Here is a 21,006-nt window from a genome sequence, read left to right as displayed (position 1 = left end):
CCAAACCGCAGCCTCTCGACCGGCGCTCATCGGTCCTCCAGGTCCCCTTCGACCGTGAGATAGGCCGCCTGCAGGGCAGCCAGCACGTCCGGGTCGGGATCGGACCACAGCCCACGGTCCTTCGCCTCGTGGAGCCGCTCGACGATGCTGCGCAGCGCCCACGGGTTCGACTTGCGCAGGAACTCCTGGTTGGTCTCGTCCAGCACGTAGGACTGGGCCAGCGACTCGTACATCCAGTCGTGCACGACGCCGGCGGTCGCGTCGAAGCCGAACAGGTAGTCGACGGTCGCGGCCAGCTCGAAGGCGCCCTTGTAGCCGTGGCGCTGCATCGCGCCGATCCAGCGCGGGTTCACGACGCGCGCGCGGAAGACCCGGTTGGTCTCCTCCTGCAGCGTGCGGGTCCGGACGGCGTCCGGCGTGGTCGAGTCGCCGACGTAGGCCTTGGGCGCGGATCCGGTCAGCGCGCGGATCGTGGCCACCATGCCGCCGTGGTACTGGAAGTAGTCGTCGCTGTCGGCGATGTCGTGCTCGCGGGTGTCGATGTTCTTGGCCGCGACCTTGATCCGCCGGTAGTTGGCGCGCATGTCGTCGGAGGCGGGTACGCCGTCCAGGTCGCGCCCGTACGCGAAGCCGCCCCACGCGGTGTAGACCTCGGCGAGGTCGGCGTCGTCGCGCCAGGACCCGGACTCGACCGCCTGCAGGATGCCGGCGCCGTACGAACCCGGCTTGGAGCCGAAGATCCGCGTGGTCGCGCGCCGCTCGTCGCCGTGCTCGGCCAGGTCGGCCCGGGCGTGCGCCCGGACGAAGTTCGCCTCGAGCGGCTCGTCGAGCTCGGCGACCATCCGCACCGCGTCGTCCAGCATCGCCACGACGTGCGGGAAGGCGTCGCGGAAGAAGCCGGAGATCCGCACGGTCACGTCGATCCGCGGCCGGCCGAGCTCCTCGAGCGGCATCACGCTCAGGGTGTGCACGCGCTTGGACGCCTCGTCCCACTCCGGTCGCACGCCGAGCAGCGCGAGCACCTCGGCCACGTCGTCGCCCGACGTGCGCATCGCCGACGTGCCCCACACCGAGAGGCCCACCGACTCCGGGTAGGCCCCCTCCTCCGAGAGGTAGCGCTGCACGAGCGAGTCGGCCATCGCCTGCCCGGTCTGCCATGCCAGCCGCGACGGGACCGCCCGCGGGTCGACGGTGTAGAAGTTGCGGCCGGTCGGCAGCACGTTGACCAGGCCGCGCAGCGGCGAGCCGGACGGGCCGGCGGGCACGAAGCCGCCGGCCAGCGCGTGCAGCGTGTGGTCGAGCTCGTCGGTGGTCCGCCCGAGTCGAGGGACGACCTCGGTGGCGGCGAAGGCGAGCACCTTGCGCACGTCCGGCGACGCGTGCAGGTCGTCGACGCGTCGCGCGTCCCAGCCCGACTTCTCCATCGCCTCGACCAGCGCCCGCGCCTCGGCCTCGACCCGGTCCACCTCGACCGTCGGCGCGTCCGGCGCCAGGCCGAGTGCGGCCCGCAGGCCCGGCACGGCCTGTGCCTGGCCGCCCCACACCTGCGAGGCGCGCAGGATCGCGAGCACCAGGTTGACCCGCGCCTCGCCCTCGGGCGCCTGGCCCAGCACGTGCAGCCCGTCGCGGATCTGGACGTCCTTGATCTCGCAGAGCCAGCCGTCGACGTGGAGCAGGAAGTCGTCGAAGTCGTCGTCCTCGGGCTGCTCGTCCATGCCGAGGTCGCGGTGCAGCTCAGCGGCGTGCATCAGCTGCCAGATCTCGCCGCGGATCGCGGCCAGCTTGGCCGGGTCCATCGCGGAGATCTTGTCGTACTCCTCGAGCAGGCCCTCGAGGCGCGCGATGTCGCCGTACGCCTCGGCGCGCGCCATCGGCGGCACCAGGTGGTCGATGATCGTCGCGTGCGCGCGGCGCTTGGCCTGCGCGCCCTCGCCGGGGTCGTTGACGAGGAACGGGTAGATCAGCGGCATGCTGCCGATCGCCGCGTCGGTGGCGCAGGACGCCGACAGGGCTGCGTTCTTGCCGGGCAGCCACTCCATCGAGCCGTGCTTGCCGAGGTGGACGACGGCGTGGGCACCGAAACCGTGCTGGACCCAGCGGTACGCCGCCAGGTAGTGGTGCGACGGCGCCAGGTCCGGGTCGTGGTAGATCGCGACCGGGTTCTCCCCGAAGCCACGCGGCGGCTGGATCATCAGCACGACGTTGCCGGCCTGCAGGGTCGCGAGCACGATCTCGTCGCTGTCGTTGACGAACAGCCGGCCCGGCGCGGGGCCCCACGCCTCGACCATCGCCTCACGCAGGTCGTCGGGCAGGTCCGCCGTCCAGGCCGTGTAGTCGTCGGCGCTGATGCGCACGTGCGCGTCGGTGAGCTGCACCGACGTCAGCCACTCCTCGTCCTGGCCACCGGCGGCGATCAGGGCGTGGATCAGGGTGTCCCCGGCGACCGTGTCGTCCTCGAGGTCGAGGACGCCGAAGCCGTCGCCGACGTCGTACCCGGCATCGCGCAGCCGGCGCAGCATCCGCACGGCCGAGACCGGGGTGTCGAGGCCGACGGCGTTGCCGATGCGCGAGTGCTTGGTGGGGTAGGCCGACAGCATCAGCGCGATCCGCTTCTCGGCGTTCGGCACCTTCCGCAGCCGCGCGTAGTTGACCGCCAGCCCGGCGACCCGCGCCGCCCGCTCCGGGTCGGCGACGTAGGACGGCAGCCCGGCCTCGTCGAGCTCCTTGAACGAGAACGGCGCCGTGCTGATCCGCCCGTCGAACTCGGGGATCGCCACCTGGTTGGCGTAGTCGAGCGGCGTGACGCCGTCGTCCGACTCCTCCCACTCGGCACGGCTGCTGGTCAGGCACAGACCCTGCAGCACCGGGATGTCGAGGGCCGCGATCCGTTCGACGTCCCAGGTCTCGTCCTCGCCGCCGGCACTGACGGACGCGGGCGTCGCGCCTCCGGCCGCCAGCACGGTCACCACGAGCGCGTCCAGCGTGCCGAGCGCGGTGAACAGCTCGTCGGGTGCGGCCCGCAGCGAGCCGGCGAAGATCGGTACGCCGACCGCGTCCCCGGTCGCGTCGACCGCGTCGCACAGCGCGTGCACGAACGCGGTGTTCCCGCTGGCCTGGTGGGCGCGGTAGAAGAGCACGCCCACCCTGGCGCGGTCCCCCGCAACCGCCGGACGCTCCACCAGGCCCCAGGCCGGGATCACCTCGGGCGCCTCGAAGCCCTCGCCGGTCAGCAGCACGGTGTCGGAGAGGAACCGGTGCAGCTCGGTGAGGTTCCGCGGTCCTCCCTCGGCGAGGTAGCGGTGCGCCTCGGCCGCGATCCCGACCGGCACGGTCGAGGCCTCCATGAGCTCGGCGCTCGGGGTCAGCTCGCCACCGAGCACCACGAGCGGACGGGCGGTGCGGCGCAGCGCGGCCAGCTCGGCGTCGTACTGCTGCGGGGAGCCGAGGAGCCGGACGACGACGAGATCGGCGTCGTCGGCCAGGGCGACGAGCGCGGCCAGGTCCGAGCGACTCGGGTTGGCCCAGCCGTAGTCCGCGCCGCTCGCGCGCGCGGACAGCAGGTCGGTGTCGGACGTGGACAGCAGTGCGATGCGCGCCATGACGCTCAAGGCCTCCTCGGGGTTCTCGCCCCTCATCGGTAGGTTCGTCCGCGGCCAGTGTCTGGCTGCCCGCCGCCACGAGGGCGTCGGGGTCACAGTGGCGGAACCGCCCCGGTCTCACACCGGGTTCCTGGGCCGCGGACCTGTGGGGGCTCAGCCTACGGTGGTGCTGTGACTTCTGCGCAGGCGCCCGGCCTCCACGTGGCCGTCCACGGCCATCCCAACCTGGACACGCTCCTTCTGTGGCACCCGGCCGTCCGCACCGATGCGGACGCCGTCGGTGCCCTGGCCAGCCGGATCGCCACCCGCAGCGGGGTCCGGGTCGTCGTACCGGCCTGGGAGGACGGCCGCGACCTGCTCCGCTCGGTCCGCTACGCCCGCCAGACCGCGGTGCACCCGCCGGACCAGCTCTCCGTCGTCGGGTACGGCGACGCCGGGATCGCCGCGCTCAGCCTGGCCCAGCACCAACGGCGCCTCGGCATCGGCCTGCGCCGGGTGACCTGCGTCGACGGAGCGGCCGACCTCACCGACCCGATCAGCGGGCAGCCCCTCGCCGCGCCGTCCGCCGCACCGGTGGAGACCGCCGTCGACGTCGTCGCGTCCGAGGACCCGGCGTGGGCGGCGACGACCGTGACCGCGTGGCGGGCCGCCGGGTGGGCCGCCACGCTGGTCCCGGCGGATCAGTTCACCTGGCGGGTGAACCCCTCCCAGTAGGGAGCACGCAGCTTGAACTTCTGCAGCTTGCCGGTCGCGGTCCGCGCCAGCTCGGTGCGGAACTCGACGGAGGTCGGCGACTTGTAGCCGGCCAGCCGCTCCTTGCACCAGCGGATCAGCTCGGCCTCCATCTCGGGGCCGGCGGTCGCGTCGCCGGCGAGCACGACGAGCGCCTTGATCGTCTCGCCCCACTTCTCGCTCGGGACGCCGATCACCGCGACCTCCGCCACCGCCGGGTGCGAGAAGAGCGTGTCCTCGACCTCGATCGAGGTGACGTTCTCGCCGCCGGTGATGATGACGTCCTTCTTGCGGTCGGCGATCGTCAGGTAGCCGTCGTCGCCGAGCACGCCGCCGTCACCGGTGTGGAACCAGCCGCCGGCCAGCGCCGCGGCCGACTCCTCGGGCTGCTCCCAGTAGCCCTCGAGGATCACGTTGGACCGGGCGAGCACCTCACCGGATCCCTCGTCGGACTCGTCGATGGCCAGCCGCACGCCGATCGCGGGCGCGCCCGCGCGCGTGAGCCGGGTCGCACGCTCCTCGGCCGAGAGGTCGTCCCACTCGGCGCGCGTGCGGTTGATGGTCAGCAGCGGCGAGGTCTCGGTGAGGCCGTAGATCTGGATGAACTCCCAGCCCAGCTCCTCCTGGACCCGGATCACCGTCTTCGTCGGCGGCGGGGCGCCGGCCATGATGATCCGCACCCTGTCGCGCCCGGGGACCTCGCCCTCCCAGGTCTGGGCGGCCTCCAGCACCGCGGCGGCCACCGCGGGCGCCGCGCACATCACCGTGACGCCGTGGTCGCGGACCCGGCGCAGGATCTCGGCGCCGTCGACCTTGCGCAGGATGATGTGCTGCGCGCCGACGCCGGTCATCGCGAACGGCATGCCCCAGCCGTTGGCGTGGAACTGCGGCAACGTGTGGAGGTAGACGTCGCGGTCGCTGATGCCGGCGTGCAGGCCGAAGGTCAGCGCGTTCACCCAGATGTTGCGGTGGGTGATCTGCACGCCCTTGGGCCGGGCGGTCGTGCCCGAGGTGTAGTTGATGGTCGCGGTGGCGCCCTCGTCGTGCTCCCACGGCTTGGGGTCGACACCAGGTGCGGCATAGAGCGCGTCGTCGTCGCCGAGGACGTACTTCTGCTCGCAGCTCACCCCCGACAGCGACTCCTCGAGCTCCGGGTCGACGTAGAGCACCCGGGCGCCGGAGTGCTCGACGATGTACTGCACCTCGTCGGGGCTGAGCCGGAAGTTCACCGGCACCAGCACCCGGCCCCAGCCGCTCACGCCGAAGAACGAGGTCAGCAGCCGGCTGCTGTTGTGGCTGACGATGGCCACCCGCTCCCCCACGCCGATCCCGAGCTCGTCGAGCTTCGCGGCCTGGCGACGGGCGAGCTCACCGATGTGCGCATAGGTCAGCTCGCCCTGGCTCGGCGCGGGCTGGGTCGGCTCGTCGACGACGCCCACCCGCTCGCCGTACACCTGCACGGCCCGGTCGAGGAAGTCGTTGACGCTGAACGGGACGAACACGCGGGGCCTCCTGGGCTCGGGACACACGGATGTGACAGTCACCACCCTAGGCCCGCGGCCCAGGTGTGCGCCCCCTCCGAAAGGAGGGAGCCGCTCCGCTGCCGGGTGCCGCGATGAGAGGACTCTCATCCGGCTCTCACGGTCGGCCCACGATCGGGCAGGATGATCGGGTCATGAGTCGTGCGTGGAAGATCCTGCTGCCGGTTGCAGCGCTGATGGTGCTGGCCGGCTTCGCTGCGGGCGCGGTGGTCCGCGCCGGGGCGGACGAGCCGCCCGCCCGCACCCCGATCGACCTCGGCCCCGCGCCGGCCGACAGCACCGCGACCACCCCGACCACCCCGACCACGCCACAGGAGCAGCCGACCACCCCGTCGGCCGAGGTGATCACGCCGCAGCCCGACCTCGACGGTGACGACGACGGCGACGACGACCGGCGCGGCCGTGACGACGACCGTGACGACGACCGGGACGACGACCGGCGCGGGCACGACGACCGGGACGAGCGTGGCGACGACCGCCACGACGACGACCGTGGCGGCCGCGGGCACGATGACGACTGAGCCGACGCCACCTCCTCCGAGCCGCGCGGGCCTGTCCGTCCGGACCCGGATCACCGCGGCCGTCGCGCTCCTGGTCACCGTCGCCCTCGCCGGCGCGGGCCTGATCGTCTACTGGGTCGAGGGCCGGGCGCTCGACGAGTCGCTCCAGGGCGAGGTCGAGCAGGAGCTCGACGAGTTCGTCGCCCTCCAGCGCACCGGCGACTTCACCACCGTGCGCGACCTGCTCGAGGGCTTCTTGACCCGCAACGTCCCCGCCGACGGCGAGCTCCTGGTCGGCTGGGTGGGCGACGGGACGCTCGTGCAGTACCCGAAGGACGACCTCGTCGACTCCCCGTCGTTCCAGGAGGCGGTCTCGTCCCTGGTCGTCGACGGTGGCACGACCTACCTCGACACCGACCGCGGCGAGGTGCGGATCACCGCCCAGCCGGTCGCGCAGGGCAGCCAGCGCGGCGCGCTGCTCGTGGTCACCTACCTGTCCGAGGACCGCAGCGAGCTCGGGCAGACGATGCGCACCTACACGCTGGTCGCCCTGCTGTCCGCGGTCCTCGTGACCGCGACCGCGGCCTGGGTGTCCGGGCGGCTGCTGCGGCCGCTGCGGACCCTCCACCAGGCCGCCGACACGATCACCGCGACCGACCTCTCCCGCCGCCTGCCCGAGCGCGGCAACGACGACATCACCGCCCTGACCCGCACCGTCAACGGGATGCTGGACCGGCTCGAGCACGCGTTCGCCGGCCAGCGCCAGTTCCTCGACGACGCAGGCCACGAGCTGCGCACCCCGCTGACCGTGCTCCGCGGCCACCTCGAGCTCCTCGACACCGGCAACCCGCAGGAGGTGGCCGAGACCCGCGCCCTGCTCCTCGACGAGGTCGACCGGATGGCCCGGCTGGTCGGCGACCTGATCGTCCTCGCCAAGAGCGACCGGCCCGACTTCCTCGAGCCCGGCGCCACCGACCCGTCGGCGTTGCTCGCGGCCGTGCTCACCAAGGCCAGCGCCCTCGGCGAACGGCACTGGGTGCTCGAGGCCTCGCCCACGCTGCCCGCCGAGCTGGTCCTCGACGGCCAGCGGGTCACCCAGGCCCTGCTCGCCCTCGCCGACAACGCCGTCAAGCACACCTCTCCCGGCGGCCGGATCGCGATCGGCGCCACGGTGGTGGACTCGACCCTGCACTGCTGGGTCCAGGACGACGGCGCCGGCATCGCCCCCGGCGACGAGGCCCGGATCTTCGGCCGGTTCGGCCGGGCGGTCGTCCACGCGGGCGACGAGGGCTTCGGGCTCGGGCTCTCGATCGTGGCCGCGATCGCCCAGGCCCACGGCGGGACCGCGTACGTCGACCGGTCGGCCCCCGGCCCCGGCGCGCGGCTCGCCGTCGACGTCCCCGCGGTGCTGCCGGTCGTGCTCCCGCCACCCGCGCCGACGCCCCCTCCCGCCGACGCCGGTGACCCCGGTGACCCCGAGCAGACCCAGGTCCTGACGTGGCCCACATCCTGATCGTCGAGGACGAGGAGCGGATCGCCTCCTTCGTCGCCAAGGGCCTGCGGGCCGAGGGCCACCGCACCACCGTCGCCGCGGACGGCCACGCCGGGCTCGACCACGCCCTCGCCGGCGACGTCGACCTCGTGGTCCTCGACATCGGCCTGCCCGGCATCGACGGCTTCGACCTGCTCGACCAGCTGCGCTCGCAGGGCTCGCGGGTGCCGGTCATCGTGCTCACCGCCCGCGACTCGGTCACCGACACCGTGACCGCGCTCGAGGGCGGTGCCGACGACTACATGCCCAAGCCGTTCCGGTTCGCCGAGCTGAGCGCCCGGGTCCGGCTGCGCCTGCGCCAGGCGGCCGCCGTACCCGCGGGCAACGGCACCCCCGACGCTCTCACCGCCGCCGGCATCGAGCTCGACCTGCGCACCCGCCGCGCCACCGTCGCGGGCCGCGAGGTCGAGCTCTCCGCGCGCGAGTTCGCCCTCGCCGAGATCTTCCTGCGCAACGCGGGCCAGGTGCTCTCCCGCGAGCAGCTCCTCGACCAGGTCTGGGGCCTCGACTTCGACCCCGGCTCCAACGTCGTCGACGTCTACGTCGGCTACCTGCGCCGCAAGCTCGGCACCGGGGCGATCAGCACCGTGCGTGGGATGGGTTACCGGCTCGACCGTTGACCGGTCAGCCCTTCCAGTGCAGCCTCGGCGCCGGCAGGGCGGCGATCTCCGGCTCGAGCGCCTCGGCGACCTCGCGCGGCAGGGGCCGGTCCGCGGGGTCGGGCTCCAGCAGGGCGTGCACGACCTTCGCCACCGTCGCCGGTACGTCGCCCGGCAGCTCCGCCGGTGCGTCCAGCAGCTGCGGGAACCGGTCGGCGGGCTCGACCGCCGCCGGGTCGCCGTCGCGGAACGGCCGGTGGCCGGCGATCGCGTGGAACAGGGTGGTCCCGAGCCCCCACAGGTCGCTCGCGTGACCGGGGACGCCGTACGCGCCTCCGGGAGCGGCCTGCTCCGGGGCCATGTACGCGTCGGTGCCGATGTGCCCGGTGACCTCGGCGGCACGCGCGGACGCACGCGCGACCGAGAAGTCGATCAGCCGCGCGGGCGAGCCCATGATCACGTTGCTCGGCTTGAGGTCGAGGTGGCACACGTCGGCGTGCCCGAAGAAGTGCAGCGCTGAGGCGAGGTCGATCGCGAGCGGCAGGTACTGCTGCGGCGAGAGCCGCCGGTGCCGGCGGATCAGGCGCGACAGGCTCGGCCCCTCGACGTGCTCGAGCACCAGGTGCGGACGAGGCCCGTCGACGTCGTGCCTCAGGCCGCGGACGGTGACGGGGTGGTGCGCGACGTCGAGGGCGGTGGCCTCGCGGAGGAGCCCCTCGAGGGTGTGCGGGTCGTCGACCTCGACGGGCCGCACGACCTTGGCGACCACGGGGCCGTAGGTGATCTCGTCGAAGGCGAGGTACGCCTCGTACGCCGAGCCGCCCCCGAGCGACCGCAACGCGGTCAGCTCGGGGGTGATGGCGTCACCCTCGGCGAAGCCCCAGGACGACAGCGTGCCCATCGTCGGCTCGTCAGCCGCGCGTGTTGTGGCGGGTCTTGTCGTTGGTGTGGTTGCGGGTCCAGTCCCGCACCTTGGGCCCCGGCCCGTCGTTGGTCCAGTCCACGACCGCCCGGCCGGTACGGCTGTCGTCCCGGCCACTGCGCGCACCGGTCCGGCTGTCGTCACCGCGCGTGTTCGTCACGGTGCCGGCGCTCGTGCCCGTACGGGTGTGGGTGTCCGCGGCCTGGGGGCCGTCGTCGTCCGGGTCGTCGTCATCGGCCACGAGGACGACGTCGGCGGTGTCCTGCTCCCGCTTGAACGCCAGCTGCGCGTCGCCGCCGCTCGCCTCGGCCGGCCAGGCGAGCACGCTGAGGACGACGCCGGCGGCCGTGACGCCGCCCAGTGCGCTGAGCGCGACCATCAGGGGCTTCTTCATCGGTACCTCCTCGATCGGTGGACGTCGACGGACCGTCGACGTCCACCACCCTCCCGAGCCGGGGTGAGGTGGGCATGAGTCGCCGGTGAGAGGGTTCTCATGAACCGCTCTGACCAGCCCGCGGGTCAGCGCCTGATCTTCGGCGACTTGCCGGCGCCGACGCCGACCGAGGAGGACAGGGTCATCCCCGTCCGCAGGCCGTCGTCGTCGTAGGACTCGCCCGTGAACATCGCCAAGGTCGACAGCGTCACCCCGACCCGGACCCAACGCGGGTCGTCGAGGCAGGAACGAGGGATCGTGAACCGGATGGCCGTCTTGGCGGCCACCAGCCTGCGCTTGAGGCCCGGGCAGCGCTCGGACGGGCCGTCGCTGTTGAAGTCCATCAGGTCGGTGCTGCTCATGCCCGGCGCCCGCATCGACATCAGCAGGAAGTGGTGACCCCGCGTCCGGATGCCGACCCCGGCCATGAAGGAGCCCGTGATCCGGGTGCGGGTCCGGACGTCGACCACCAGCTTCGCGCGGCGGTGGTCGACGGCCACCTGCGTGATGTCGCCGTTCTCCTGCTCCGGAGCGGTCACGATCGACAGCGACGTGTCGGTCTCGACCGTGTGCGTCACGTCGCCCGCCGCGTCGTCGTAGGTCCACCGGTCGGCGTGCGCGGGCGCGGCGAGCGCGACCGTGCCCCCCGAGATCAGGACGGACAGCAGCAGGGCGGGAACGGCCCGCGACACCGAGATCGACATGACGCCACCCTCCCACAGTTGTTGACGACGTGTCGCCAAAACCGTGGGACCGGTGGGCGCAGAGGGGATCGAACCCCCGACCACTTCGTTGTAAGCGAAGGGCTCTACCGCTGAGCTATACGCCCCAGAAGCCGGGCCAGCGTACCGAAGCGCGGCCGCAGGACCGAAACGAGCACCCCGCGTGAAGGGGAGAAAAATGAGCTGAACCGCTGGCGTCTCGGGTCACCAGCGGTTCAACGAGTAGAACAGTAGCGGCCGGATCCGGTCCGTCCAACGGGTCGCGGGAAAATAGTTGAAAAATGACCCAAACGGACTACGTGACCGGGGCGAACTGCCTACCGGTCGTGCTGGACGGCGGCCGCGCGCAGTGCCGCGAGCAGGTCGTCGGCGCTGCGGGCGGCGGGCTTCGGGTTGTGCACCGACCAGGCCAGGCGTCCGGCCTTGTCGATGACGTACGACGACCGCTCGGCGCTGCCGCCCCGCTCGTCGAACACGCCGTAGGCCCGCGCCACCTCGCCGTGCGGCCAGAAGTCGCTGAGCAGCCCGAAGTTGAGCCCGTCGGCGTCGCTGAACGCCCGCAGCGCGTAGACCGGGTCGCAGGAGATCGCGAGCACCTCGGTGTCGAAGGTGAGGAACTCGTCGAGCCGGCTGCGGATGCCGTGCATCTCGCCGCTGCACACGCCGCTGAACGCGAACGGGTAGAAGACGAGTGCGACCGCCTTCACCCCGCGGTACGACGACAGCGTGATGTCCTGGCCGAACTGGTCGCGCAGCGTGAAGTCGGGGGCGAGCCCTCCGACCTCGATGCCGGTGGCGGCGCTGGGTGGGCCGGCCACGTCGGGCCTCACGGGGTGGAGTCCGTCGGCTCGATCGCCGCGAGCTCGCGCTTGAGGACCTTGCCGGTCGCGTTGCGGGGCAGCTCGTCGAGGAAGACGATCTCGCGCGGCACCTTGAACCGGGCCAAGTTCTCCTTGACCAGGTCCTTGAGCTCGTCGGCGCTGACCGGCTCGGCCTCGGGCACGCGGACCACGAAGGCGCGCAGCCGCTTGCCGAAGTCGGGGTCCTCGACGCCAATGGCGGCGACCTCCGCGACCCGGTCGTGGGCGGCGATGCAGTCCTCGACCTCCTTGGGGAAGACGTTCTCGCCGCCGGAGACGATCATCTCGTCGTCGCGGCCCTCGACGTACAGCCGTCCCTCGCGGTCGAAGCGACCCACGTCGCCCGACGACATCAGGCCGTCGATCATCTCCTTGCCGCCACCGCCGGTGTAGCCCTCGATCTGGAGCGAGTTGCCGACGAAGATCCGGCCCGACTCCCCCACGGGCAGCTCGCGGCCGTCGGCGTCGAGGATGCGCACGACGGTCTGGTGCGGCAGGCGACCGGCACAGCCCGGCGCCTCGCGCAGGTCCTGCGGGGAGGCGATCGAGGCCCAGGCGACCTCGGTGGAGCCGTAGATGGAGTAGAGGTTGTCGCCGAAGCGGTCCATCCACTGCGTCGGCAGGTCGCCGGGCAGCGCCGAGCCGGAGGAGGCGACCGCCTTGAGGTGCGGCAGCGGGTACCGGTCGAGCGTCTCCTCGGGCAGCGCCAGGATCCGCTGCAGCATCACCGGGATGACCGCGAACGAGTCGCACTCCTCCTCGTGCAGCAGGCGCAGCGCGTCCTCGGGGTCGAACTTGCGGGTCAGCACGAGCGTGGTGCCGAGCATCATCGCGAGCTGGTAGTGCGCGAAGCCCCAGGTGTGGAACAGCGGCGCGGCGACGTGGCACTTCCACCCGCTCTTGAGCGGCATCCGCGACAGCAGCGAGATCGCGGCCGGCAGGCCGCCCTGGGGCCGGGGCGCGCCCTTCGGCGTACCCGTGGTGCCGGAGGTCAGGATGATGGTGCGGCCCTTGCTGGCCGGTGGCGTGAGGTCGCCGGTGCGCCCGGCCGCGAGACCGGCGACGATCAGGCCCTCGAGGCTGTCCTCGCCCGCGTCGCCATCGGTCCAGCCGAGCACCCGGTCGGCGATGTCGGCCCCGGACAGCAGGCCGGTGAACTCCTCGTCGTGCACGACGACGCGCGGCTTCTCCCGCGCGATGACGTCGGCCAGCTGGGGGCCGGCGAAGGCGGTGTTGAGGTAGAGGACGTCGGCGCCGAGCTTGCTGATCGCGATCGAGGCCTCGATGAAGCCGCGGTGGTTGCGGCACATGACCGCCACGCCGTCGCCCGGCTTCACGCCGCGGGCACGCAGCCCGTGGGCCAGCGCGTTGGTGCGCTCCTGCAGCTCGCCGAAGGTGAGCGAGCCACGCTCGTCGATGATCGCGACCTGCTGGGGCATCCGCAGCGCGATGGTCTTGAACCCGCCCGCCGGCGTGGTGCTCCACTGCCGCAGGGCGTTGGCCATGCCGGCGATCACGACCGGCGAGTAGGGGCGCACGATCCCCGACTCGGTCAGGATCTTGAGGCTGGTTCCGGTGTCCTTGACCCGGCTGGTGACCAGGTGCGCGAGCTTCCCCATGCCCCTATTCAAGCCCACCGGCTCAGGAGACGGACTTCGGTGCCACCAGTCGGCTCGCTGCCCAGTCCTTGCTGACGGCCGCCGCGGAGGTCTGCGAGAGGCCGGCGATCGGGGCCGCCTCCGCGATGTCGGCCGCGTCGACCGCGCCGGGGCGCCCGATCTTGGGCGTCAGCAGCCAGATCACGCCGCCGCCGACGAGGTCGGTGAGGGCGTCGACCAGGCCGTCGACCAGGTCGCCGTCGTCGTTGCGCCACCACAGCACCACGGCGTCGACGACGTTGCCGTAGTCACCGTCGACCATGTCGCCGTCGATGGCGTCCTCGATCGCGACGCGCAGCTCGTCGTCGGTGTCGTTGTCCCAGCCGAGCTCCTGGACCACCATCCCCTGCTTGAGGCCCATCCTCTCGGCGGGTCCGGTCGGGCCGGATGAGCTGGTGCCGCCGGTGGCGGTCGAAGTCACGGTGAGTCCTCCAGTGGTCGGGTACGACGAACGTCCCGCTGGTGCGGGTTGGGGAGTAGTCCAGCGGAGTCAGGGGGCGCGGCGCAACCCTCACGCCCGCAGAACGTCCCCCGGGAAGTACTCACGGGTAGATTTTCTGCCCTTCTGAGAGGTGCAACGATGGGCGACGTGACCTCCGACACGAACACCGACGGCACCACCCCGGCCGTGCGCGCGGCGTCGACGCCCTCGGTCATCCACGAGGGCCTGCCGACCCAGCTCCCCGACATCGACCCCGACGAGACCCAGGACTGGATCGACTCGTTCAACGCGCTCGTCGACGAGCGCGGCCGGGAGCGGGCCCGCTACGTGATGCTGCGTCTGCTGGAGCGCGCCCGCGAGGCCCAGGTCGGCGTGCCCGCCCTGCGCAGCACCGACTACATCAACACCATCCCGCCGGAGCGCGAGCCGTGGTTCCCCGGCGACGAGGACGCCGAGCGCCGGATCCGGGCGTTCATCCGCTGGAACGCCGCCGTCATGGTCTCGAGCGCCAACCGCAAGGGCCTGGAGGTCGGCGGTCACATCGCGACCTACCAGTCGAGCGCGAGCCTCTACGAGGTCGGCTTCAACCACTTCTTCCGCGGCAAGGACCACCCGGGCGGCGGCGACCAGGTCTTCATCCAGGGCCACGCCTCCCCCGGCATCTACGCCCGCGCGTTCCTCGAGGGCCGGCTGAGCGAGGAGCAGCTGTTCCGGTTCCGCCAGGAGGTCCAGCACGGCAAGGGCGCCGGGCTGTCGTCGTACCCCCACCCGCGGCTGATGCCGGACTTCTGGGAGTTCCCGACGGTCTCGATGGGCCTGACGGGCATCAACTCGATCTACCAGGCGCGGTTCAACCGCTACCTGCACAACCGCGGCATCAAGGACACCAGCCAGCAGCACGTCTGGGCCTTCCTCGGCGACGGCGAGATGGCCGAGCCGGAGTCGCTGGGTGCCATCCGGATCGCCGCCCGCGAGGAGCTCGACAACCTCACCTGGGTGATCAACTGCAACCTGCAGCAGCTCGACGGGCCGGTCACCGGCAACGGCAAGATCATCCAGGAGCTCGAGGCCAACTTCCGCGGTGCGGGCTGGAACGTGATCAAGGTCGTCTGGGGCCGCGAGTGGGACGCCCTGCTCGCCCGTGACGTCGACGGCGTGCTGGTCAACAAGATGAACTCCACGCCCGACGGCGCCTTCCAGACCTTCTCGGTCGAGTCCGGCGCCTACAACCGCGAGCACTTCTTCGGCCCCGACCCCCGGCTGCGCGCCATGGTCGAGCACATGACCGACCGGCAGATCGAGAAGCTGCCCCGCGGGGGCCACGACTACCGCAAGGTGTACGCCGCCTTCGACTCCGCGACCAAGCACGTCGGCCAGCCGACGGTGATCCTGGCCCACACGGTCAAGGGCTGGACGATCGACGCCCTCGAGGGCAAGAACGCCACCCACCAGATGAAGAAGCTGACCCAGGACGACCTCAAGAAGTTCCGCGACCGGCTCTACCTGCCGATCAGCGACCGGGACCTGGAGACGGCCTACGAGGCCACCGGCGCGGCGCCGTTCTTCCACCCGGGCGCGGACTCCCCCGAGATCGAGTACATGATGGAGCGGCGGCGCCAGCTCGGCGGCTCGCTCCCCCGGCGCGTGATCCGCGCCAAGGCCCTCAAGCTTCCCGGCGACAGCGTCTATGCCGAGCTCAAGAAGGGCGCCGGGACCCACAAGGTCGCCACCACCATGGCCGCCGTCCGGCTGCTCAAGGACTGGATGAAGGACCCCGAGATCGGCGAGCGGCTCGTGCCGATCGCCCCCGACGAGTACCGCACCTTCGGCATGGACGCGATGTTCCCGTCGGCCAAGGTCTACGACCCGCACGGCCAGCAGTTCGAGTCGGTGGACCGCAACATGCTGCTGCAGTACAAGATGTCGACGAGCGGCCAGATGCTCCACGAGGGCATCTCCGAGGCCGGCGCGATGGCCTCCGCGATCGCCGCCGGGTCGTCGTACGCCACCCACGGGCAGCCGATGATCCCGTTCTACATCTTCTACTCGATGTTCGGCTTCCAGCGCACGGGCGACTCCATCTGGGCGATGGCCGACCAGCTCGCGCGCGGATTCCTGATCGGCGCCACCGCCGGCCGCACGACCCTCACCGGCGAGGGCCTGCAGCACGCCGACGGCCACTCCCCGCTGCTCGCCGCGACCAACCCGGCCGTCGTGCACTACGACCCGGCGTTCGGCTACGAGGTCGGGCACATCATGCGCTCCGGTCTCGAGCGGATGTACGGCGTGAACGCCGAGCACCCGCTCGGCGAGGACGTGATCTTCTACCTCACCGTCTACAACGAGCCGGTCGCCCAGCCCGCCGAGCCCGAGGGCCTCGACGTCTCCGGGCTGCTCAAGGGCATGTACAAGGTCACCGATGCCCCCGCATCCGAGGGCCCGCAGGTGCGCCTGCTCGCCTCGGGCGTCGGCTTCCCGTGGATCGACGAGGCGAGGCGGATCCTCGCCGAGGACTGGGGCGTCCAGGCCGAGACCTGGTCGGTCACCTCGTGGAACGAGCTGGCCCGCGACGGCATCGCGACCGGGAAGTGGAACCTCCTCCACCCGGACGAGGCCCACCGGACGCCGTACGTCACCGAGGCACTGGGAGCGGGCGCCAACGCCGACGCCCCGGTCGTCGCCGTCTCCGACTACATGACGGCCGTCCCGCTGCAGATCGCGCAGTGGGTGCCCGCGGACTACCGAGTCCTCGGCGCCGACGGCTTCGGCTTCGCCGACACCCGTCCTGCCGCACGCCGGTTCTTCCAGGTCGATGCGCAGTCCGTCGTCGTGCAGGCGCTCGCTGCCCTGGCCGACGCCGGCGAGATCGACCCGGGCCGGGTCAAGGAGGCCGTCGAGCGGTACCGCATCGACGACCCGACCGCCGTCGCCGGCGTCCTCCAGGAGGGCGGCGACGCCTGAGGGCCCGCCGACTCACGGTGGGGCGGCCCGCCGCCGGAACCGCTGGGCGCTCGTGGCGACCGCGAGCACCCACGCGCCCCCGGCGGCCAGGGCCGCCAGCAGGAGCGGGAGGACCGTGCCCGGCCCGAGCCGGCCGAGCGCCCAGGCGTCGGCCTCCGGGCCGCACGTCCCGCCCTTCTCGAAGCACAGGGTGCTCGTCGAGCGGGTCGGCACCGGCAGGTCCGTCGGCGGCGCCGGCACCCCGTCGGCCTCCCGCAGGGCCGCGGGCGGCAGCAGGGCCGGGAGCCCGACGATCTCGGTCCCGGTGTCGTCGAGCCGGTACTGCGACGAGAGCCAGCCGGTGAAGGCCGCGGCGAGCGCGGCGTGCCCGCGCTCGTTGGGGTGCAGGCTGCTGTGGATCCAGTTGCCCGGGTTGAACCGGTCCAGCGCGGCCCCTCCGACGCCCCGCAGGTCCAGGAAGTTCAGGCCCGGCGTACCCGACGGGTCGCACAGCGCGAGGTGCGAGTCGGTCAGCGCGGAGCGCATCGGTGCGACGTAGTAGACGCCCGTCTCCTTCGCGACCTTCTCGATCGTGTCGTCGAGCCGGTCGGTGAAGCTGCGCACGAAGCGGATGTCGCCCGCCTCCACTGGCGCCCGGACGCACCCGTCCTCGGTGGCGAACGCGTCGGGGTAGGGCATCACGGCGACCGGCGACCCCGGGAACGCCGCGGCGATCGCCAGGTACGTCGCCCGGAGCGCCTCCTCCACGGCCGGCAGGTTGTCGGTGAAGTAGGCCGCCACACGGGTGTCGTCGCAGCTGCCCAGCGACAGGCAGGACGACCCGACCTGGCGGAAGCCGGAGTCGTTGCCGCCGATGCTGAGCAGCACCAGCTCCGGCTCGAGGCCGGGATCGGCCGCCTTCACCTCGGCGAGGGCGTGGCCGACCTGGATGCCCTCGCCGGCGTACTGCTGGTCGACGCCGGCGCGCCCCACCACGTTGCGGGCCCGCGCGCCCGAGCACGCCCGGAACACCAGCCGGTGGGCGTCCAGCGCCTGCGCGACCAGCACCGGCCACGCCGTGGCCGCCCGGCGGCACTGGTTGCCGCCCGCGACATTGGTCCGGTCGAGGTAGCGCGCGGCGCCCTCCCCCGAGCTGTAGGAGTCGCCGAGCGAGACCACGACCGGCTCCGCGACGCCGGCCTTCGCCGGCGAGGCCCTCGCGGACAGCACGACCGGCTTCACGTCCTGCGAGGCCGGCGTGAGGCCCATCAGCGCCAGGATCGCCAGCACGACGGCGATGTCGGCCAGGCTGCCGACCGCGAACGCCCAGGTGAGCACGACGACGACCACCACGAGGATCAGCAGGTAGCGCGTCTGCTCGAGGAAGACCACGCCCACCACCAGGCTGAGCCCGGTCGCGCAGGCACCGCCGAGGATCCACAGCTGCCGTTCCCGGTCACCGTCGGGCTGGGACTGCGCGATGATCCGGCGCTCGGACAGCACGTGCACCAGCGCCGGCACGGGTACGACGGCCAGCACGAGCAACGGACCCGCCAGCATCGTCGGGGCGCGACCGAGCAACCACAGCGCGGCGTACGCGACCAGCAGCAGGCCGGCGAGCGAGTGCCAGCCGAAGAGCCGTGGCGCGACCGGATCACCCTGGATCACCCGCCACCGCAGCTTGCGGATGGCCAGCCCGGCGCCGATGTACGCCGTGATCAGCGCACCGAGGACGAACGTGGACAGCGAGCGCTCGAGGAAGACCCCGATCAGGATCGTGACGACGACCGGCACCGCGAGGGCCAGCGCGAGCAGCGGCCAGCTGCGGTAGTCCTCCTGACCATCGACCCAGTTCGCGTCGAGACCGCGCACCCACAGCGTCGCGGTGATCAGGAAGGCCGCGAACGCGGCGTACATGGCCACCTGCGTCTGTCCCTGTCGTGCGACGACGAACAGCCCCATGACCGCCAGCACGAACGCCAGCAGGCGCACCGCGTCGGGGTGGCGGAGTGTCCGTGGCTGCACCGGTCCTGCGGCCATAGGCCATTGAGGCGCCTGGGACCGCCCCGTGGCAATGGCCCGGACGGGCTACCGCCCGGGCGGGTCAGGCGGAGGTGACCGCCTCGTCGCGCGCCTCGGCGACCGCGACCGCGGCCAGCGGGCCGAGTGGGGCCGTCGCGCCGGCCTTGAGCATCCGGCGGAACCTGGCCCGGTTGTAGGACGCCGGCTCGGTCGTGGAGATGAAGTCGTGGAGCAGCCGCACGAACTCGTCCGGGTGGTCCTTGTGCGGGAAGTGACCGGCGTCCGCCAGCACGTCGACGCGCACGTCGGGCGCCAGCGCCCGCGCGTTCTCGGCGTGCGTGGCGGGGATGACCTGGTCCTCCACGCCCCACAGCACGGCCATCGGCATGGCCTCGCTGAGGTAGGCACGGTCGGACATGGTCACGATCTGGCCGCGCCAGTCGATCACGGCCCGGACCAGGTGGCGGATCGCGAAGCGGGTGCGGCGGTCCTTCCACGACTCGACGATGTCGGCGACCTCGTCGAGGTCGCGGGTGTACTTGCGCAGCGGCCCGAACGTGAGCCGCCCGGACGCCGTGCGCAGGGCGAAGGTCTCGACGTGCCGGATGCCGGGGAGCGTCAGCAGGCCGACGGCACGGAACCAGCCGGGCACCTGGATCAGCCGGATCATCGGCGTCACCTCGGGCCCGAGGCCGCCGGTCGACACCAGCATCACCCGCTGGGTGCGCTCGGGGAACTGGTAGGCGAACTGCATCGCGACGCCGCCGCCGAAGCTGTGGCCGACGACGGTGACCTTGTCGATCCCCAGGACGGTGAGCAGGTCACGCATCCCGTTGGCGTACCCGCCGAGCGTGTAGTCGGCGCGCGGCTTGTCCGACAGGCCGTGCCCGAGCAGGTCGGGCGCGATCACGGTGTACCACTGCGCGAGGTCGTCGATCACGTGCGCCCACGTCGTGTGGTCGCACGCCAGGCCGTGCAGCAGCAGGAGGGCCGGGCCGGAGCCCTTCTTGACGTACGCGCGGCGCTTGCCGTGCAGCGTGACGTACTGGACCTCGTGCCGGACCTCGTGCTGGACGTCGTTCCCCACCGACATCGCGGCGCCCCCTCACGCTCGGCTAGCAAATGCTCACTCCTGCTAGCAATGGTGAACGATTCAACCACGCGAACCCGCCGGCCCGACACCCCTGCCTCCGCATCGCGGGCGAGGCCTTGACCCCTAGGCTTTGACCATGTCCCCCACCGGTTCGGCACAGCGGGCCGAGGCCACCCGGCAGCTGCGTGCCGCGACCGGCTCACTGAGCACCGCGGCGACCGCCCGGATGGACACCGACCTGCCCTGGTTCCGCGACCTGAGCGCCGAGGAGCGCTCGTACGTCGCGATGATCGTCCAGGCCGGCGTGCGGGGCTTCGTCGACTGGTTCGCCGACGCCGGGGCCTCCGACCCGCAGGACCACGCGCTGGTCGGCCAGGTCTTCGGCGCCGCACCGCGGGCGATGGCCGGCACGGTCGACCTGCACCAGACCGTCGACCTGATCAAGCTCACCATCGACGAGGTCGAGGCCAACATCGAGCGCCTCCTCGACCCCGAGGTGCTGCCCGACGTGCATGCTGCCGTGCTGCGCTACGGCCGCGAGGTCGCCTTCGCGACCGCCGAGGTCTACGCCCGCGCCGCCGAGGTGCGTGGCCGCTGGGACGCCCGCCTCGAGGCGCTCGCCGTCGACGCCGTGCTGCGCGCCGAGACCGACGAGGCGGTGCTGTCCCGGGCCAGCGCCGTCGGCTGGTCCTCCCGCGGCGAGGTCGCGGTCGTCGTCGGCACCGCCCCGCCCGAGGCCGCGGCCGGCCAGACCGGCGTCTTCGACGACGTACGACGGGCCGCCCGCGAGGGTGGTCTCGACGCCCTCAGCGCCGTCCAGGGCCACCTGCTCGTGGTCATCCTCGGCGGCGTCGACCAGCTCGAGAAGGACGCGAGCTCCGTGGTCGACCTGTTCGGCGAGGGCGCCGTGGTCGTCGGCCCCACCGCCACCGACCTGGCCCACGCCCACGTGTCCGCCCGGGTCGCCCTCGACGCGCTGCGGGCGGCCGTCGGCTGGCCGGACGCACCGCGGCCGGTCTCCGCCCACGACCTGCTCCCCGAGCGGATCCTCGCCGGCGACGACCTGGCCCGCTGGGAGGCGATCGACGACCTCTACCGCCCGCTCGCGGAGTCGCGCGGCGAGCTGGTCGAGACCCTCGTCGCCTACTTCGCCAACGGCGCCGGCATCGAGGCCACCGCCCGCACGTTGTTCGTGCACGCCAACACCGTGCGCTACCGGCTCGGCCAGATCGCCGACCTCACCGGCCTCACCCCGTCGGTCCCCCGCGACGCGCTGACGCTGCAGCTGGCGCTCGTGCTGGGCCGTCAGTCCGCCTGAGTCCTCCGGGACGTATCACCACCACACCCTCGACGCTCCTCCTCCCAGGGGCACCCGCCCTCGTCGACCGAGA

Annotated in this window: 16 protein-coding genes, 1 tRNA gene and 1 riboswitch; of the genes, 6 read left to right on the top strand and 11 right to left on the bottom strand. The window is 72.4% G+C overall.

Features of this window, described 5'->3' with window-relative positions; all coding sequences use genetic code 11:
* Positions 1–26: 26 nt before the first annotated feature.
* On the bottom strand, positions 27–3,599 hold the full coding sequence (cobN, locus tag BJ958_RS03030; protein WP_246318999.1) for a cobaltochelatase subunit CobN: 3,573 nt from the start codon (positions 3,597–3,599) through the stop codon (positions 27–29).
* A 35-nt stretch (positions 3,600–3,634) separates the two neighbouring features.
* Positions 3,635–3,749, bottom strand: a riboswitch (cobalamin riboswitch).
* A 21-nt stretch (positions 3,750–3,770) separates the two neighbouring features.
* Between cobN and BJ958_RS03025 the strand changes: the two genes are divergently transcribed.
* Positions 3,771–4,313 carry a hypothetical protein gene (locus BJ958_RS03025; RefSeq protein WP_179725418.1) on the top strand — a complete coding sequence of 181 codons (543 nt, stop codon included), beginning with the start codon at positions 3,771–3,773 and terminating at the stop codon, positions 4,311–4,313.
* Here the strand turns inward: BJ958_RS03025 and BJ958_RS03020 are convergent.
* Entirely contained in the window at positions 4,280–5,833 is a 1,554-nt protein-coding gene (locus tag BJ958_RS03020) for an AMP-binding protein (RefSeq protein WP_179725416.1), read from the bottom strand. The genes BJ958_RS03025 and BJ958_RS03020 overlap by 34 nt on opposite strands.
* A 173-nt stretch (positions 5,834–6,006) precedes the next feature.
* On the opposite strand from BJ958_RS03020, the gene BJ958_RS03015 reads away from it, so the two are divergent.
* Genes BJ958_RS03015 through BJ958_RS03005 form a run of 3 tightly spaced genes read left to right on the top strand, consistent with a single transcriptional unit; the run spans position 6,007 to position 8,544 of the window.
* Positions 6,007–6,393, top strand: coding sequence for a hypothetical protein (locus BJ958_RS03015; protein ID WP_179725414.1), 387 nt, complete (start codon positions 6,007–6,009; stop codon positions 6,391–6,393).
* Positions 6,275–7,885, top strand: coding sequence for a sensor histidine kinase (locus BJ958_RS03010; RefSeq protein ID WP_343052542.1), 1,611 nt, complete (start codon positions 6,275–6,277; stop codon positions 7,883–7,885). The genes BJ958_RS03015 and BJ958_RS03010 overlap by 119 nt, the downstream gene beginning before the upstream one ends.
* On the top strand, positions 7,870–8,544 hold the full coding sequence (locus BJ958_RS03005; protein WP_179725412.1) for a response regulator: 675 nt from the start codon (positions 7,870–7,872) through the stop codon (positions 8,542–8,544). The genes BJ958_RS03010 and BJ958_RS03005 overlap by 16 nt, the downstream gene beginning before the upstream one ends.
* Positions 8,545–8,548: 4 nt before the next feature.
* Here BJ958_RS03005 and BJ958_RS03000 read toward each other — a convergent pair whose 3' ends face one another.
* The 7 genes from BJ958_RS03000 to BJ958_RS02970 form a co-directional block, all read right to left on the bottom strand.
* The gene (locus BJ958_RS03000; protein ID WP_179725410.1) at positions 8,549–9,424 is read right to left on the bottom strand and encodes a serine/threonine-protein kinase; all 876 of its coding nucleotides are present in this window, start codon (positions 9,422–9,424) and stop codon (positions 8,549–8,551) included.
* Between the two features lie 10 nt (positions 9,425–9,434).
* On the bottom strand, positions 9,435–9,839 hold the full coding sequence (locus BJ958_RS02995; RefSeq protein WP_179725408.1) for a hypothetical protein: 405 nt from the start codon (positions 9,837–9,839) through the stop codon (positions 9,435–9,437).
* 125 nt (positions 9,840–9,964) lie between these two features.
* On the bottom strand, positions 9,965–10,582 hold the full coding sequence (locus BJ958_RS02990; RefSeq protein ID WP_179725406.1) for a hypothetical protein: 618 nt from the start codon (positions 10,580–10,582) through the stop codon (positions 9,965–9,967).
* Positions 10,583–10,635: 53 nt separating this feature from the next.
* Positions 10,636–10,707: transfer RNA gene (locus tag BJ958_RS02985), tRNA-Val, on the bottom strand.
* A 210-nt stretch (positions 10,708–10,917) separates the two neighbouring features.
* Positions 10,918–11,430, bottom strand: coding sequence for a peroxiredoxin (locus BJ958_RS02980; RefSeq protein WP_343052541.1), 513 nt, complete (start codon positions 11,428–11,430; stop codon positions 10,918–10,920).
* Positions 11,427–13,079: an AMP-binding protein gene (locus tag BJ958_RS02975; protein ID WP_179725404.1), complete on the bottom strand. Its 1,653-nt coding sequence runs from the start codon at positions 13,077–13,079 to the stop codon at positions 11,427–11,429. The genes BJ958_RS02980 and BJ958_RS02975 overlap by 4 nt, the downstream gene beginning before the upstream one ends.
* A gap of 22 nt (positions 13,080–13,101) precedes the next feature.
* A complete protein-coding gene (locus tag BJ958_RS02970; protein ID WP_425489741.1) occupies positions 13,102–13,539 on the bottom strand; it encodes a DUF3052 domain-containing protein in 438 nt (145 codons plus the stop codon).
* A gap of 168 nt (positions 13,540–13,707) precedes the next feature.
* Between BJ958_RS02970 and aceE the strand changes: the two genes are divergently transcribed.
* Positions 13,708–16,521 (top strand): pyruvate dehydrogenase (acetyl-transferring), homodimeric type, encoded by a 2,814-nt coding sequence (aceE, locus tag BJ958_RS02965; RefSeq protein WP_425489740.1) that lies wholly within the window; start codon positions 13,708–13,710, stop codon positions 16,519–16,521.
* A 12-nt stretch (positions 16,522–16,533) separates the two neighbouring features.
* Here the strand turns inward: aceE and BJ958_RS02960 are convergent, their stop codons facing one another.
* Positions 16,534–18,540: an SGNH/GDSL hydrolase family protein gene (locus BJ958_RS02960; protein ID WP_179725400.1), complete on the bottom strand. Its 2,007-nt coding sequence runs from the start codon at positions 18,538–18,540 to the stop codon at positions 16,534–16,536.
* Positions 18,541–18,604: 64 nt separating this feature from the next.
* On the bottom strand, positions 18,605–19,615 hold the full coding sequence (locus BJ958_RS02955; protein ID WP_179725398.1) for an alpha/beta fold hydrolase: 1,011 nt from the start codon (positions 19,613–19,615) through the stop codon (positions 18,605–18,607).
* Between the two features lie 136 nt (positions 19,616–19,751).
* Between BJ958_RS02955 and BJ958_RS02950 the strand changes: the two genes are divergently transcribed.
* Positions 19,752–20,933 carry a PucR family transcriptional regulator gene (locus BJ958_RS02950; RefSeq protein WP_179725397.1) on the top strand — a complete coding sequence of 394 codons (1,182 nt, stop codon included), beginning with the start codon at positions 19,752–19,754 and terminating at the stop codon, positions 20,931–20,933.
* Positions 20,934–21,006 lie beyond the last annotated feature (73 nt).

It is taken from the genome of Nocardioides kongjuensis (assembly GCF_013409625.1).
Classification (GTDB): Bacteria; Actinomycetota; Actinomycetes; order Propionibacteriales; family Nocardioidaceae; genus Nocardioides; species Nocardioides kongjuensis.
This window is presented reverse-complemented; position numbering and strand designations above follow the sequence as displayed.